This is a genomic window from Rathayibacter sp. VKM Ac-2754 (genome assembly GCF_009807095.1).
Taxonomy (GTDB): Bacteria; Actinomycetota; Actinomycetes; order Actinomycetales; family Microbacteriaceae; genus Rathayibacter.
This window is the reverse complement of record NZ_WUCC01000011.1, coordinates 63,845-78,206: the sequence shown is the minus strand read 5'-3', so window position 1 is coordinate 78,206 and position 14,362 is coordinate 63,845. Positions and strand designations below refer to the sequence as shown.

Here is a 14,362-nt window from a genome sequence, read left to right as displayed (position 1 = left end):
TGTACCGATACAGGACGGTCGCCGGGCACGAAGGAGTGCGATGAACGACACGAGTACCGCGACCCCCTCGCCGTCCCCCCTGCAGCGCTTCCTGGCGGATCCGTCGCTGGTCGTGATCGGCGACCGCTGGCACCTCTTCCCGACGACCGACGGGATCGAGGGCTGGGGAGCGAGCGCCTTCCGCTCGTACTCCTCCGAGGATCTCGTCGAGTGGACCGACGAGGGCGAGATCCTGCGGCTGGGCCGCGACGTCGGCTGGGCCGACTCGTTCGCCTGGGCGCCCTCGGCCATCGAGGTCGACGGAGTGCACTACCTCTACTTCACCGCCGGCAACAGCATCGGCGTCGCCCGCGCCTCGACCCCCGCCGGGCCGTACACCGACCTCGGCGCTCCCCTCGTCGCGGCGGGCCGGTTCGACGGAGTCGCGATCGACCCGTCGGTCTTCCGCGATCACGACGGCACCGTGTACCTGCTCTGGGGCAACGGCGTCGCGCACCTCGTGCGGCTGGCGGAGGACCTCGTGTCCTTCGACGAGGCGGACGTGCACTCGTGGGTGCCGACGGGATTCCGCGAGGCCGCCCACCTGCACCGCCACGGCGACTCCTACTTCCTCACCTGGTCCGAGAACGACACCAGGGAGGAGGACTACCGCGTGCGCTGGGCGGTCGGCGCCACTCCGTTCGGCCCGTGGACCGACGGCGGCGTCCTGCTCGAGAAGAACACGGCCCTCGGGATCCTCGCGACCGGCCACCACTCGATCTGCCCCGTCCCCGGCACCGACCAGTGGGTGATCGCCTACCACCGCTTCGCCATCCCGGACGGCGACGGAGTGCACCGCGAGATCGTCTTCGACCTGCTGGTGCACGACGGCGATCGACTCGTGCCGGTCGTCCCCCGCCACGAGCACCTCCGCGTCCCGCTCGCTCCGACCGACTCCTGACCCCCCATCACCCGATCCCCTCCACAGAACAGAGGAATGCAATGTCGCATCGCTCCCGCACCATCCGCTCGGCGGCACTCGTCGTCGCCGCCGCGGCCGCTCTCTCCCTGACCGCCTGCAGCGCCTCGGGCGCCTCCGACGGGAAGACCACGCTGAGCTTCTTCTCGTGGGACAACGAGGCGACGATGACGCCGGTCATCGACGCCTTCGAGAAGGCCCACCCCGACATCGAGATCGAGTTCTCGAACGCGCCGCCCGTCGCCGAGTACGTCTCGACGCTGCAGACGCGCCTCGCGGGCAACAACGCCGCCGACGTGTTCATCATCGCGGCCGAGAACAAGACCAACCTGATCGAGGGCGGCTTCGTGAAGGACCTCACCGACGAGCCGTTCATGTCGGCGATGTCGCCGTTCAACACCGAGACCTACAGCGCCGACGGCAAGGCCTACGGGATGTCCACCTCCTCGTGGGCGGGCGGCATCATGTACAACCGCGCGCTCCTCGAGGCCGCCGGCGTCACCGAGATCCCGACCGACTGGGACGGCTTCCTCGACGTGCTGAAGACGGTGAAGGACTCCGGAGTCACGCCGTACTACGACTCCGCCTCGCAGATCCCGCTGGGAGTCTCGGCCCTCGTCGGCTCGGCCGACGCCGAGCAGGGCGGCGAGGTGGACGCGGCGATCTTCGACGGCTCCGCCTCGTTCGGCGACCTCTGGGAGGAGCCGCTCACGGCCTGGAGCGAGCTGCTCACGAGCGGCCTGATGAGCCAGGACGTCGTCAGCCTGACCGGCGACCAGATCGTCGACGAGTTCGCCAACGGCCGCGTCGCGATGATGGCCGCCGGCCCGTGGAACCTCCCCTCCGTCCGGGAGAAGGCGCCCGACCTCGACGTCGCGTTCGCTCCGTTCCCGACCCTCGACGGCAAGGGCTACTGGGCCGGCGCCGCGTCGCCCGGCTTCGCCATCAACTCGAAGACCGAGCACACGGCCGAGGCGGAGGAGTTCCTCTCCTTCCTCGGCAGCGAGGAGGGCGTGCGCACCTACCAGGAGGGCACCTCTGCGCTCACCACCACCACGAACTACACGCCCGTCATCGACCCCGCGCTCGAGCCCAACCTGGCCGGGCTCCAGGCGGGCGAGTTCTACCTGCCGCAGATCGCCTGGCCGCGGGAGCAGGACGCGCTGAACACCGAGGCCGTGGCGCAGATCCAGCTGCTCGCGCAGGGGCAGTCCTCTCCCGCCGACGTCGCCGCCGCCCTCCAGGCGCGGCTCGAGTCGCAGGGCTGAGGGCCCCGGTCCCCGTCATGACCGCCCACACCGCTGTCCGCGGCGCCGGAGCCCTCGCGCTCCGGCGCCCCGCCTCTCCGCTGCGTCGACGCGAGACCCTCAGCACCGGGATGTTCCTCGTGCCGATCCTGATCGTCTTCGCGCTCCTGTTCGCCGTGCCGCTGGCGCAGTCGTTCTACTTCAGCCTGACGGACTTCGACGGCTACTCGGTCGAGTCCGACTTCGTCGGCTTCGCCAACTACGTCAGCATCTTCCGCGACCCGGCCATGCTCGCCGGGCTGGTCTTCACCCTCACCTACAGCATCGGCACCACCGTGCTCGTCACGGCGCTGGCGATCCCGCTGGCGCTCGTGCTCAACCGGCCCTTCGTGGGCCGCGGAGCCGTCCGCGCGATCCTCTTCTTCCCGGCGATCCCGAGCATCGCGATCCTCGGGCTCGTCTGGGGTCTGATCCTGTCCCCGCTCGGCTCGGGAGCGATCAACCGCGTCCTCGAGGGCGTCGCCGGCCTCGGTCCGGTGCCGTGGCTCTCGAACGGGGCGCTGGCGCAGCTCTCGGTGATCGTCGTGGGGGTGTGGTCGAGCACCGGCTGGCACGCGATCCTCTACCTCGCCTACCTGCAGTCGATCCCGGAGGACTACTACGAGGTCGCCCGGATCGACGGAGCATCGGCGCCGCGCCGGTTCTTCTCGATCACTCTCCCCCTCCTCGCCCCCGCGGTGACGGTGAGCACGCTCCTCCTGATGACGGGCGGGCTGAAGGTCTACGACCTGCCCTTCACCCTCACCAAGGGCGGCCCGGGCTTCTCGACCTACACGATCACGCAGTCGATCATCCAGAACGGAGTCGCGCAGGCGCAGTTCGGCAAGGCCTCGGCCCTCGCCGTGGTGTTCCTCCTCGTCGTCGGCTCGATCGTCGCCGTCCAGCTGCTCATCTCGCGCCGCTTCGAGGAGAGGACCTCATGACCACCCTGATCAAGGACCCCGCCCCGACCCTCTCGCTCGACGCCCCCCGGCGCCGACGACCCGCGGGGCCCGCTCAGCGCCGCCGCCGCTGGGGCAGCGCCCTCACCAGCGTCGGCATGATCGCCCTGGCCGCCCTGGTCGGAGCCCCCTTCTACTACATCGTCGTCAGCACCCTGAAGACGCAGCAGGAGGTCTCGAGTGCGCCGTTCGCTCTGCCGACCACCTTCGATCCGAGCAACTACACCGACGTCTTCGCCTCCGTCCCGATCCTCGGCGCGTTCGCGAACACGCTCTACGTGACCGTCGCCTCCGTCGCCCTGATGCTGCTCGTCGGCTCGATGGCCGCCTACGCGATGCTGCTGCGGAAGACACTCCTCACCCGCGTCGCCTCCGTCGTCCTGATCATCGCGTTCCTCGTCCCCGGCCAGGCGACGCTGATCCCGCTCTACCGGCTGCTCGCCGGAGCCGGTCTGGTCGACAGCCTCGAGGGCCTGATCCTGCTCTACGCCGCGGGGGCGATCTTCTGCTACTTCCTGATCCAGGGGTACATGAAGTCGCTGCCGCTCGAGATCTTCGAGGCGGCGCGGATCGACGGCGCCGGCCCGTGGCAGATCTACTGGCGCATCGTCCTGCCGCTGATCCGCCCGATCCTGATCACCGTCGGCGTGTTCCAGACGATGTGGGTGTGGAACGACTTCATCACCCCGAACGTCTTCATCAGCTCGCCCGAGAAGCAGACCCTGGTGCTGCAGGTCTACAAGGCGGTCGGGCAGTTCGGAGTGAACTGGCCCGCGTTCCTGACGCTCAGCGTGATCGTCCTGCTCCCGATGGTGGTGTTCTTCATCGCGATGCAGAAGCACATCGTCGGCGGCCTGGTCTCGGGCAGCGTGAAGGGATGAGCGGCTTCCTGCTCGCCTACTTCCTCCCCGGCGAGCGCGAGGACGGCGAGCGGGTGCGGCTCGCGGTGAGCGAGGGGGCGACACCGGAGTCGTTCCTCCCGCTCCCGCTGGGGGTGCCGGTGCCCGCCGTCGGCGAGCGCGGCGCCCGCGATCCGTTCCTCGTGCGCGACAGGACGACCGGCCGCTTCGTCCTCCTCGCCACCGACCTCCGCACCTGGCCGGACGGCGACTGGCACCGGGCCGTCCGGCGTGGGAGCCGCTCGATCCTGGTCTGGCACTCGGACGACCTCGTCGAGTGGACCACCCCCTCGCTGCACGAGGTGGCGCCCGAGTCGGCGGGCAACGCCTGGGCCCCCAAGGCGTACTGGAGCGACGAGCGCGGCTGCTGGCTCGTGTTCTTCTCGGCCGCCCTCTACCCTCTCGAGGGGGACCGGGCCTCGGCCGCGCACCAGCGGATCCTCGTGGTGGAGACGACCGACTTCGCGACCTATCGCCCGGCGCGCGTCGCCCTCGACACCGGACGCGACGTCATCGACGCCGCCTTCCTGGCCGTCGGGGACCAGTGGCTCCGCTTCACGGTCGAGGCCGAGCCGGAGCGCGGCGTCAGCGCGGTCACCCTCGCGCGCGGGCCCTCGCTGGAGGGAGCGTTCGAGACGGTGCGCACCGGGATCGGATCGCCCGAGCTGGCGCGCGGCGAGGGACCCGCCGTCGTCGCCACCCCCGAGCACACCTGGCTCCTCATCGACGAGTTCGGGCTGCGGGGCTACCGGCTCTTCGTCAGCGACGACCCGGCCGGAGGCGCGTTCGCACCCGTCCCGAGCGCGCGCCTCCCCGTCGACGCGCGGCACGGCTCGCTGCTCGCGCTCGAGGGCGACGAGGCCGCCCGCCTCCGGAGCCTGCTGCGGTGAACGGGCTGCCGCTCGTGGGACCATCGGAACGAGGAGGCCCGATATGGTGACGATCCACGACGTGGCGAAAGAGGCCGGGGTCTCCCCGATGACCGTCTCGCACGTCCTGAACGACCACCCGCACGTCCGCGAGAGCACGCGCGAGCGGGTGCTGGGTGTCATCACCCGACTCGACTACCGCGTCAACGTCGCCGCCCGCAACCTCCGAACCGGGCGGACCGGCACCATCGGGCTGGCCGTCCCCGAGATCGACCGCCCCTACTACGGCCGGCTCGCGGCCGAGATCATCGCCGCCGCCGAGAAGCACGACCTCCGCGTCGTCATCGAGCAGACCGGTGCGCGACGCGAGAACGAGCTGGAGGCGCTCGCCTCCTCGCGCAAGCGCCTCTACGACGGCATCATCCTCAGCACCGTCGGCCTGGGCTCCGCCGACACCGAGCTGCTGCGGGTCGATCATCCGCTCGTCATCCTCGGTGAGCGGATCTTCGAGGGGCCGGTCGACCACGTCGCGATGGCGAACGTCGACGGCGCGCGCATCGCCGTCGAGCACCTCATCGAGCGCGGCTGCCGCCGGATCGTCATGGTCGACAATCCGGAGCACGACGAGATCGACGTCTCGAGCCTCCGCCTCGAGGGCTACCGCCGCGCCCACCGCGATGCCGGGCTCCCGATCGATCCGGACCTGCACGTGAACGTCTCGGAGTTCACGATGACCGGGGGCGCCGAGGGAATCCGCGACTTCATCGACCGCCGGATCCCCTTCGACGGAGTCTTCTGCATCACCGACACCGTCGGCATCGGCGTCCTGCGCGGCCTGGCCGACCGCAGCGTCGCCGTCCCGGGCGACGTCCGGGTCGCCGCGTTCGACGCCATCATCGAGGGCGAGTACACGATCCCGAGGCTGACCACGATCGACCCGGACCACGCGTTCATGGCCCGCACTGCGGTCGAGCGGATCGTGCACCGCATCGCGGGCGGCACGGAGCCGGCCGGCGAGTACATCGCGGCACCGAAGCTGGTCGTGCGGGAGAGCTCGGCCTGAGGGCGTGGGCCCGAGGGTGGCGGCGCGAGGGTGGCGGCGCGAGGGTGGCGGCCCGAGGGGCCGTGGCTAGGCTCGTGGCATGAGCGAGCCGCCGCTGCCCCCGCCCCCGCCGTTCCGTCCGCCGTCCGCGGCGCAGCCCGGACCGACGTCGGGAGCGCCGTCGGAGTACCCCGCCGGACCTGCCGAGCAGGGCTCGCCGGAGTGGGCGCGCGCCCAGCCGTGGGGCGATCCGCAGCCGTCGGGACCGGGCACGCCCTGGAAGGCGGAACGGGAGCGGCGCCCGCTGCGGATCTGGGACGCGGTGACGACGGTGCTGCTGCTGATCTGCACGTTCGGGCTGACCCTGCTGCTCTCGTACTTCGGGCTGTTCTTCGGGATGGCCGGCGACGCCTGCATGGGCGGGAACGACTGCGACGGCGACCTGATCGGCTGGGGCGTGCTGGTCGCGGCCGGCGGGGTGTGGCTGCCGTTCGTGGCGGCGCTCGTCGTGTCGATCGTGCTGCTGGTCGTGCGCCGGATCGCGTTCTGGGTGCCGATCGCCGGGATGGCGCTGTCGTTCGGGTTCACCGTGCTCGGCGGATGGATGGCGACGGTCGGCTCGGGCAGCTGAGCGGCGCCGCTCAGTAGCTGTCCCAGCCGGGCTCCCAGTCGGGCTCGTCCGGCGGCACCCAGTCGTCTTCGGGCGCTCCCGAGGTGACGGGCGGGCTCGCCTTGTCGGCTCCGAACGAGGGCCGTGCGGAGCCGGCGGCCCGGGCCGAGTTCGAGCGGGACGGAGCCGCTCGGCGCGGCGCCGGCGCCTCCTGGCTGTCGTCGGGCTCGGCGATCGTCGGCGTCTCGCCCGCGACGACGGCGAGCACGGCGTCGCCGTAGGTGATCAGCTTCTTCTGGCCGACGCCGCCGATGATGCTGAGCGCGTCCATCGTGGCGGGCTCGGCCGTCGCGATCTCGCGGAGGGTCGCGTCGTTGAAGACGATGTAGGCCGGCACCGACTGCGCGCGGGCCTGCGCGGCGCGCCATTCGCGCAGGCGCTCGAACAGCGGTTGAGCCTCGCTCGAGAGCTCGGACACGGTCGAGCGGCCGGAGCGGGACGACCCGCTCGAGCGCGCCGGCTTCTCCGGCTCCTGCCGCAGCTCGACCTTGCGCTCGCCGCTGAGCACGGACGCCGAGGCGGGGGTGATCACGAGAGTCCCGAATCCGTCGTCGTTGACGCCGAGGAGGCTCTGCGCGAGGAGCTGACGCGCGACTCCGCGCCACTGGGTGTCGCTCAGATCGGCGCCGATGCCCCAGGTCGCGAGGCCGTCGTGCTTGTGCTGGGTCGTGCGCGGAGTGGTCTTGCCGCGCAGGATGTCGATGATGTGGCCGGCGCCGAACTGCTGGTTGCGCTCGCGCTTCAGGCGCACGACCGTCGAGAGGAACTTCTGCGCGGCGACCGTGCCGTCCCAGCTGGCGGGCGGCTCCAGGCAGGTGTCGCAGTTGCCGCAGGCGGTGCTCTCCTGGCCGAAGTAGGCGAGCAGGTTCACGCGGCGGCACTGGACCGTCTCGGAGAGCGCCAGCATGGCGTCGAGGTGGGCCGACATCCGCCTCCGGTGCGCGAGATCGCCCGGCGACTCGTCGATCATGCGGCGCTGCTGCACGACGTCCTGGAGGCCGTAGGCGAGCCAGGCGGTCGAGGGCAGGCCGTCGCGGCCCGCGCGCCCGGTCTCCTGGTAGTAGCCCTCGACCGACTTCGGGAGGTCGATGTGCGCGACGAAGCGGACGTCGGGCTTGTCGATGCCCATGCCGAAGGCGATGGTCGCGCAGACGATGACGCCCTCCTCGCGGAGGAAGCGCGACTGCGCGGCGGCGCGGACCCGGGCGTCGAGACCGGCGTGGTACGCCACGGCGTCGAAGCCGGCGGTGCGGAGCGCCTCGGCGGTCGCCTCGACGCTCTTGCGCGAGAGCGCGTAGACGATGCCCGCGTCGTGCGCGTGCTCGCGGCGGAGGAAGTCGATGAGCTGCTTGCGCGGCTCGACCTTGTTGACGATCCGGTACTGGATGTTCGGGCGGTCGAAGCTCGAGACGAAGTGGCGGGCCGACCCCATGTGCAGCCGCGTGGTGATCTCGCGGTGGGTGGCCTCGGTGGCGGTCGCGGTGAGGGCGATGCGCGGCACGTCGGGCCAGCGCTCGGCCAGCTCGCCGAGGGCGAGGTAGTCGGGGCGGAAGTCGTGGCCCCACTGGCTCACGCAGTGCGCCTCGTCGATGGCGAACAGGGCGATGCGGCCGCGGGCGAGGAACTGCTTCATGCCCTCGTTGCCGAGGCGCTCGGGAGCGACGTAGAGCAGATCGAGCTCGCCGTCGAGATAGGCGCGCTCGACGCGGGAGCGCTCGGCCGCGTCCTGAGTGGAGTTGAGGAACTCGGCCGCGACGCCGTTCGCGCGCAGGGCGTCGACCTGGTCCTGCATGAGGGCGATCAGCGGAGAGACGACGATGCCGGTGCCGGGCCGAACGATCGAGGGGATCTGGTAGCAGAGCGACTTGCCGCCGCCGGTGGGCATGAGGACGACCGCGTCGCCTCCGCCGATGACCTGCTCGACGATGGCCTGCTGCTCGCCGCGGAACGAGCCGTAGCCGAAGACCTTCTCGAGGATCGCCTGCGCCTCGCTCGACGACCCGGCGGCACCGGTCTCGGCAGCCCCGGTCCGGGCGGGCGCGTCGATGGTCGGGAGGGCGGTCGCGGTCGGCTCGGTCACCTGGGGAACTCTACCGGCCGCCTCCGACGCGGCTTCGGGGGGCCGCCCGATCTGTGGACGGACGCCCAGCGCGAGCCCTGGGGAGGACAGCACCGGGGAGGACAGCACCGGGGAGGAGTCAGAGCCCGGTGATCGTCTTCGAGTCGCCGTCCCAGAAGCGCACGCCCGAGAAGCCGATGGCGAACGGCTCGCCCAGCAGGGGCACCGCCTCGCCGAGCATCTCGGGGCGCAGGCGGCGCGACACGCTCACGTGCGGGGCCCACGCCTCCGGGAGCGAGGTGGGCACGCCGCCCGGCACGAGCCGGGTGGCGCGGGCGTGCAGGGCGTCGAGGGCGGGCGACCGGGTGACGCCCCAGGCCAGCACGTAGCGGCCGGCGTGCGGGAAGAGGAGGACCGCCGCGAGGTCGACGCTCGCGGGCAGCGCGCCGAGCGCGCCGGGCTCGGGGGCGACCAGCTCCGGTCCGGCCACGAGTGTGAGGTGCGGCCGGTTGCTCTCGGAGGTGTGCAGCGACAGGCTCGGGATGCCCGCGGCCTCGAGGGCCTCCCACTGCGCCCGCACCCGCACCTCCGACTCCGGATCCAGCAGGAGTTCGACGCTGCGCATGCCCCCATCCTCCCGCGCCGCACGCCCCCTCCCCCACTCTCCACACGTTGCGGTAGTCGAACGCGACTACCGCAACTTTCGAGGAATCAGACGCCTGGTGAACTCGGGCGGAGTCGCGACTCTCCAGAAGTTGCGGTAGTCGAGCGCGACTACCGCAACTTGTGAGGACTGGGGAGGGGATTCCGACGCATGGGGAGGGGAGAGGACTGCCCGCCAGGAGAATGGATCAGCGACCGCGCGTCAGCCGATCGTGACGAGGGCGGCGAACAGCTCGGGGGCGCGGCGGTCGAGGATGCGGCCGCCGACGCGGATGCCGACGAGGGCGAACACCGATCCGAGGACGATCGCGGCGGCCAGCGAGACGACTCCGAGCACCGTGTCGCCGGCGACGAGCGAGATCACTCCGAGCACGAGCGACGGCAGCGACAGCGCCGCGGTCGCGCCCATGCTGGCGAGCATGACGACGCTCGAGATCATCCCGGAGCCCGGGGGCGTCTTGAGCGGGGAGTCGCCGGGGGCCGGCACCGGGTACACGATCAGGGCGGAGGCGACGCTCGAGACCCCGAAGCCGCTCAGCAGCAGGGCGAGCGACATCCCGAGCACCGCGGGGACCGACTCCGGCTGCCCTGCGTAGAGGCCGGTGCCGATGCCGACCACCAGCACGGCGGGGATCCCCACGATCGCGGCGGCGATGACGCGGCCCGCGCGGTCGGCCGAGCCGACGACTCCCGAGCTCACGTGCGCCGCCCAGGCGGTGCCGTCGTACGACACGTCGGCGCACAGGGTCACGCCGAAGATCAGCCCGATGAAGACGGCGGAGAGGAGGACGAGCGTTCCCCCTCCTCCGCCGATCGCGCTGTAGAAGACGGCGAGGACGACGATGGCCGGGATGACCAGGAGTCCGCGACTGTAGCGCGGGTCGCGCCACCAGTAGCCGAGCGCGCGGGCGGCGACGGCACCGGTCGGCGTGCCGGGGAAGCGCCCGAACAGGCCGATGCCCTCGGAGCCGGAGGCGGCGCGCGAGGTGGACGCGGCGGGCTCGGACAGGGCGTGGCGCAGCGCCCGAGACCAGGCCCAGGCGAGCACGGCGAGGGTGGCGACTCCGATCGCGAAGCGCGCGAGCGCGGCGAGCCAGTCGCCGGCGACGATCGAGCCCGGCACCGCCCAGATCGCACCGAGCGGCGACCAGCCGAGGGCCGCGGCGATCACGGGGAGCAGGTCGAGGCCGTCGCGGACGACTCCGGTGAGGCCGATGAGCAGCGGGCCGAGGAGGATCACGACGATGAGGACGACTCCGCCGATGACCTCCCGGTAGCGGCGGCTCGAGCCCAGGCCCGTCGTCAGCGCACCGATCAGGCGGGAGGCGACCACGCAGGTCGCGACGCCGATCACGGCGCAGACGAGCGCCGGCACGATGCCGATCGGGTTGCTCCACCAGGCCGCGGCCGAGGCCAGCGCACCGAGCGACGTCACGATCCCCGGGATCCCGGCGACGCCCGCCGCGGCGAGCCCCAGCATCAGCGTGCGCAGCGGGATCGGGAACGTGGCGAGCGTCTGCAGGTCGAGGCTCTGGTCGGATCCGGACACGAAGATCGGCCCGAGCACCCAGCCGAGCAGCAGCGCCGAGCCGCCGAGGGTCAGCGCGACGGTCGCGAAGGCGGGATCGGTGGCGCCGAGCGAGACGAGTCCGGCGACCACGAGGGCGAGCACGACCAGCGCGTACAGCCCGCCGAAGACGACGCCGACCAGCTGCCAGACGTTGCGCGTGAGGACGTTCCGGAGCAGCAGGAGGCGGAGCCTCAGGAGATGCGCAACCATGCGGGGCCCTCCTGGTGGGTGCGTCCGCCGACGAGCTCGACGAAGCGCTCCTCGAGGCTCGATCCGGCACGGACCTCCGCGAGGGTCCCGGAGGCGACGACGCGACCGTCGGCGATGACGGCGACCCGGTCGCACATCCGCTCGACGAGATCCATCGAGTGGCTCGAGACGATGACGGTGCCGCCCGAGGCGACGAAGCCGGTGAGGATGTCGCGGATGTTGGCCGCCGAGACCGGGTCGACCGACTCGAACGGCTCGTCCAGCACCAGGAGGCGCGGGGCGCGCACCAGTGCGCACGCCAGGGCGATCTTCTTGGTCATGCCCGCGGAGTAGTCGACGACGAGGGTGCGGTCGGTCGGCTCGAGGCCGAGCAGGGCCAGCAGGTCGTTCGCGCGCTCGAGGACGGTCGGGCGCGCGATGCCGCAGAGCAGGCCGTAGTAGGTGATCAGCTGGAGGCCGGTGAGGCGGTCGAACAGCTTCACCCCGTCGGCCAGCACGCCGATGAGGCGCTTGGCCTCGAGGGTGTCCTTCCAGACGTCGACGTCGTGGATGCTGACTGTGCCCGCGTCGGGCCGGAGCAGCGCCGTGGCCATCGAGAGGGTCGTGGTCTTGCCCGCGCCGTTGGGGCCGACGAGGCCGAAGAACGAGCCGGCGGGCACGTCGAGGTCGATGCCCGCGACCGCCTCCTTGTCGCCGAAGCGCTTGCGCAGGCCGCGGATGCGGAGGGCGATCTCGTCCTGGCGACCCGTCGCCTCCGGAGCCGCCCACTCGGGAGTGGCCGTGTCGGCAACGGTGCTGTCGGGAACGGTGCTGTCCGGAGTGGCGCTGTCGGGAGTGTGCCCTGCGCCGTTCCGTGCGTCCGGGCCGATGGGCGTCGCGTCCATGAGTGTCCCTTCGTGTGCAGAGGTTCGTGCACGTGACGGGCCGCGGTGGGCGGCCGCTCCCTCCACGCTAGGCGGAGCGGCGCGCCACGACATCCGTCCAGGGGAGGAGCACGGCGTGAGCCTGCGCGCGGGTGCACTGCCTAGGCTGGGGCGATGCCCACCCTCCTCCTCGTCCGGCACGGGCGCACCACGGCCAACACCGCCGGGATCCTCGCGGGACGCACCGCCGGAGTCCGGCTCGACGACGTCGGGCGGCAGCAGGCCGCGCGAACGGGCGAGCGCCTCGCGGCCGTGCAGCTGGCCTCGGTCGTCTCGAGTCCGCTCGAGCGCTGCCGGCAGACGACGCGCTTCGTCCTCGACCGGCAGACCGGCTCGCCGGCGACGTCGATCGAGAAGGGCATCACCGAGTGCGACTACGGCGAGTGGCAGGGCAGGTCGCTGCGCGAGCTGTCGAAGGAGCCGCTCTGGTCGGTCGTGCAGAGCCAGCCGTCGGCCGTCGTGTTCCCCGGAGGCGAGGGGCTGGCCGCGATGCAGGCGCGCGCGGTCGGCGCGATCCGGCGGCACGACGCGGCGATCGCGGCCGAGCACGGGCCGGGAGCGGTCTGGGCGGCGGTCAGCCACGGCGACACGATCAAGGCGATCCTCGCCGATGCGCTGGGCATGCACCTCGACCTCTTCCAGAGGATCACGGTCGGCCCGGCGTCGGTGTCGATCATCCGCTACGGCGCGGGGCGACCCGAGGTCGTGGCCACCAACACGGAGGCGGGCGACCTGGCGTGGCTGCGCGCGGCGGCCCCTGCGGCCGATGCGCCGGTCGGCGGAGGCGCGGGGCACGAGTAGCGCGTGCCCGGGCGGGTGCCAGCCGGACGCTCGTAGACTGGACCCATGCCTCCGATCGTCCACGGGTTCGACTGGCCCGACCGCGTCGTCGTCGGAACCGTCGGCTCCCCCGGCTCCCGCTCCTTCTACCTCCAGGCCAAGACCGGGCCGCGCGTCGTCAGCGTCGGCCTCGAGAAGCAGCAGTCGGCCCTGCTCGCCGAGAAGATCGACGAGATCCTCGACCAGCTGATGGCCGCCGAGGGCAACCCGGTGAGCGTGCCTGCGGGGACGCCTCCGGAGCTCGTCGACAACGACCCGCTCGACCAGCCCGTCGAGCCCGAGTTCCGCGTCGGCGGCATCAGCCTCGGCTGGGATCCGGCCACCGCGCAGATCCTCATCGAGGCGTACCCGATCGACGACGACGCCGCGGCCACCGACGAGGAGGAGGCGGAGCCGACCGAGGTGCTGCAGGTGCGCATCCCCGTCGGCACCGCGCGCGCCTTCGCGAAGCGGACCCTCGAGGTCGTCGGCGCCGGCCGGCCGCTCTGCCCGCGCTGCGGCGACCCGATGGACCCCGACGGACACGACTGCCCGCTCGCATGAGCACGGCCCCGCCCGCATGAGTGACGACTCCGCACTGCTCGACGGCGAGCTCGAGCTCACGGGCCGGATCACGACCGCCTCGAACGCGACCTTCCTCGCGCAGATCGGCGACACCTCCGTCGTCTACAAGCCGGTCGCCGGCGAGAAGCCGCTCTGGGACTTCCCCGACGGCGAGCTCGCGGGGCGGGAGCGGGCCGCGTACCTCGCCTCCGAGGCCCTCGGCTGGAACGTGGTGCCGCGCACCTGGCTGCGCGAGGGGCCGCTCGGCACGGGCATGGTGCAGCTCTGGCAGGACATCGATCCGGAGCAGGACGCGGTCGACCTGGTGCCCGCGGACGCGGTGCCGGACGGCTGGCGGCACGTCCTCGACGGCAGCGACGAGAACGACCGCGACATCTCGCTCGTGCACGAGGACTCGGTCGCGCTGCGGCGGATGGCCGTGTTCGACGTCGTCGTCAACAACGCCGACCGCAAGGGCGGGCACGTGCTCGAGATGCCGGGCGGTCACCGCTTCGGCGTCGATCACGGGCTGACGTTCCACTCCGAGCACAAGCTGCGGACGGTGCTGTGGGGCTGGGTCGGCGAGCCGCTGACGGCCGACGAGACCGCGGCGCTGGGCCGCCTCCGCGCCGAGATCGACGGCGCGCTGGGCGAGGCCCTCGGCGAGCTGCTGACGGAGGAGGAGATCGCCGCCTTCGCGAAGCGGTGCGACCGCCTCCGCTCGTCGGCGCGCTTCCCGGCCCCGCGCGGCGGCATGCCCGCGGTGCCGTGGCCGCTGTTCTGAGGCAGCTCCCGCCACCGAGGGAACCAGCTCTCGTCGAGACAGCCCGCGCTGGGTGGCTGTCTCGACGGGAACCGGTTCCCTCGG

14 protein-coding genes are annotated in these 14,362 nt (G+C 72.1%); 10 read left to right on the top strand and 4 right to left on the bottom strand.

What is annotated here, in order from left to right:
• The first annotated feature begins 40 nt into the window (after positions 1 to 40).
• The 7 genes from GRS92_RS16245 (at position 41) to GRS92_RS16215 (ending at position 6,647) form a co-directional block, all read left to right on the top strand.
• Positions 41 to 940, top strand: a complete 900-nt coding sequence (locus GRS92_RS16245; protein ID WP_159858349.1) for a family 43 glycosylhydrolase — start codon at positions 41 to 43, stop codon at positions 938 to 940.
• Positions 941 to 981: 41 nt separating this feature from the next.
• Positions 982 to 2,226 carry an ABC transporter substrate-binding protein gene (locus tag GRS92_RS16240; protein WP_159858346.1) on the top strand — a complete coding sequence of 415 codons (1,245 nt, stop codon included), beginning with the start codon at positions 982 to 984 and terminating at the stop codon, positions 2,224 to 2,226.
• A 17-nt stretch (positions 2,227 to 2,243) separates the two neighbouring features.
• Positions 2,244 to 3,188, top strand: coding sequence for a carbohydrate ABC transporter permease (locus tag GRS92_RS16235; protein WP_204162040.1), 945 nt, complete (start codon positions 2,244 to 2,246; stop codon positions 3,186 to 3,188).
• Entirely contained in the window at positions 3,185 to 4,087 is a 903-nt protein-coding gene (locus tag GRS92_RS16230; RefSeq protein WP_159858343.1) for a carbohydrate ABC transporter permease, read from the top strand. Before GRS92_RS16235 ends, GRS92_RS16230 begins: the two co-directional genes overlap by 4 nt.
• A complete protein-coding gene (locus tag GRS92_RS16225) occupies positions 4,084 to 4,995 on the top strand; it encodes a glycoside hydrolase family 43 protein (protein ID WP_159858340.1) in 912 nt (303 codons plus the stop codon). Before GRS92_RS16230 ends, GRS92_RS16225 begins: the two co-directional genes overlap by 4 nt.
• Positions 4,996 to 5,038: 43 nt before the next feature.
• Positions 5,039 to 6,037, top strand: coding sequence for a LacI family DNA-binding transcriptional regulator (locus GRS92_RS16220; protein ID WP_159858337.1), 999 nt, complete (start codon positions 5,039 to 5,041; stop codon positions 6,035 to 6,037).
• A gap of 79 nt (positions 6,038 to 6,116) precedes the next feature.
• Positions 6,117 to 6,647 (top strand): DUF6264 family protein, encoded by a 531-nt coding sequence (locus GRS92_RS16215; protein WP_159858334.1) that lies wholly within the window; start codon positions 6,117 to 6,119, stop codon positions 6,645 to 6,647.
• 10 nt (positions 6,648 to 6,657) lie between these two features.
• On the opposite strand, the gene recQ is transcribed toward GRS92_RS16215, so the two are convergent.
• The 4 genes from recQ to GRS92_RS16195 form a co-directional block, all read right to left on the bottom strand.
• Complete coding sequence (gene recQ / locus GRS92_RS16210) at positions 6,658 to 8,766, bottom strand: DNA helicase RecQ (protein ID WP_442966244.1); 2,109 nt, start codon at positions 8,764 to 8,766, stop codon at positions 6,658 to 6,660.
• 118 nt (positions 8,767 to 8,884) lie between these two features.
• Positions 8,885 to 9,370, bottom strand: a complete 486-nt coding sequence (locus tag GRS92_RS16205; RefSeq protein WP_159858331.1) for a 2'-5' RNA ligase family protein — start codon at positions 9,368 to 9,370, stop codon at positions 8,885 to 8,887.
• A 240-nt stretch (positions 9,371 to 9,610) separates the two neighbouring features.
• Complete coding sequence (locus tag GRS92_RS16200) at positions 9,611 to 11,188, bottom strand: transporter (RefSeq protein ID WP_159858328.1); 1,578 nt, start codon at positions 11,186 to 11,188, stop codon at positions 9,611 to 9,613.
• Entirely contained in the window at positions 11,170 to 12,072 is a 903-nt protein-coding gene (locus tag GRS92_RS16195; RefSeq protein WP_235022078.1) for an ABC transporter ATP-binding protein, read from the bottom strand. The genes GRS92_RS16200 and GRS92_RS16195 overlap by 19 nt, the downstream gene beginning before the upstream one ends.
• Before the next feature lie 153 nt (positions 12,073 to 12,225).
• Here GRS92_RS16195 and GRS92_RS16190 point away from each other — a divergent pair, with 153 nt between their 5' ends.
• From GRS92_RS16190 to GRS92_RS16180, 3 genes are read left to right on the top strand one after another with little or no spacing between them, the layout of a single operon-like run.
• Positions 12,226 to 12,912, top strand: coding sequence for a histidine phosphatase family protein (locus tag GRS92_RS16190; RefSeq protein WP_159858322.1), 687 nt, complete (start codon positions 12,226 to 12,228; stop codon positions 12,910 to 12,912).
• A 45-nt stretch (positions 12,913 to 12,957) separates the two neighbouring features.
• On the top strand, positions 12,958 to 13,494 hold the full coding sequence (locus GRS92_RS16185; protein WP_159858319.1) for a DUF3090 domain-containing protein: 537 nt from the start codon (positions 12,958 to 12,960) through the stop codon (positions 13,492 to 13,494).
• Between the two features lie 16 nt (positions 13,495 to 13,510).
• On the top strand, positions 13,511 to 14,278 hold the full coding sequence (locus tag GRS92_RS16180) for an SCO1664 family protein (protein WP_159858316.1): 768 nt from the start codon (positions 13,511 to 13,513) through the stop codon (positions 14,276 to 14,278).
• Positions 14,279 to 14,362: the final 84 nt, after the last annotated feature.

Excerpts from the sequence above, each read along its gene's own strand:
- GRS92_RS16190 (WP_159858322.1), top strand. The coding sequence starts at position 12,226 with ATGCCCACCCTCCTCCTCGTCCGGCACGGGCGCACCACGGCCAACACC.
- GRS92_RS16205 (WP_159858331.1), bottom strand. The coding sequence starts at position 9,370 with ATGCGCAGCGTCGAACTCCTGCTGGATCCGGAGTCGGAGGTGCGGGTG.
- GRS92_RS16235 (WP_204162040.1), top strand. The coding sequence starts at position 2,244 with ATGACCGCCCACACCGCTGTCCGCGGCGCCGGAGCCCTCGCGCTCCGG.
- GRS92_RS16225 (WP_159858340.1), top strand. The coding sequence starts at position 4,084 with ATGAGCGGCTTCCTGCTCGCCTACTTCCTCCCCGGCGAGCGCGAGGAC.
- GRS92_RS16245 (WP_159858349.1), top strand. The coding sequence starts at position 41 with ATGAACGACACGAGTACCGCGACCCCCTCGCCGTCCCCCCTGCAGCGC.
- GRS92_RS16200 (WP_159858328.1), bottom strand. The coding sequence starts at position 11,188 with ATGGTTGCGCATCTCCTGAGGCTCCGCCTCCTGCTGCTCCGGAACGTC.
- GRS92_RS16180 (WP_159858316.1), top strand. The coding sequence starts at position 13,511 with ATGAGTGACGACTCCGCACTGCTCGACGGCGAGCTCGAGCTCACGGGC.
- GRS92_RS16220 (WP_159858337.1), top strand. The coding sequence starts at position 5,039 with ATGGTGACGATCCACGACGTGGCGAAAGAGGCCGGGGTCTCCCCGATG.
- GRS92_RS16240 (WP_159858346.1), top strand. The coding sequence starts at position 982 with ATGTCGCATCGCTCCCGCACCATCCGCTCGGCGGCACTCGTCGTCGCC.
- GRS92_RS16185 (WP_159858319.1), top strand. The coding sequence starts at position 12,958 with ATGCCTCCGATCGTCCACGGGTTCGACTGGCCCGACCGCGTCGTCGTC.
- GRS92_RS16230 (WP_159858343.1), top strand. The coding sequence starts at position 3,185 with ATGACCACCCTGATCAAGGACCCCGCCCCGACCCTCTCGCTCGACGCC.
- GRS92_RS16195 (WP_235022078.1), bottom strand. The coding sequence starts at position 12,072 with ATGGACGCGACGCCCATCGGCCCGGACGCACGGAACGGCGCAGGGCAC.
- GRS92_RS16215 (WP_159858334.1), top strand. The coding sequence starts at position 6,117 with ATGAGCGAGCCGCCGCTGCCCCCGCCCCCGCCGTTCCGTCCGCCGTCC.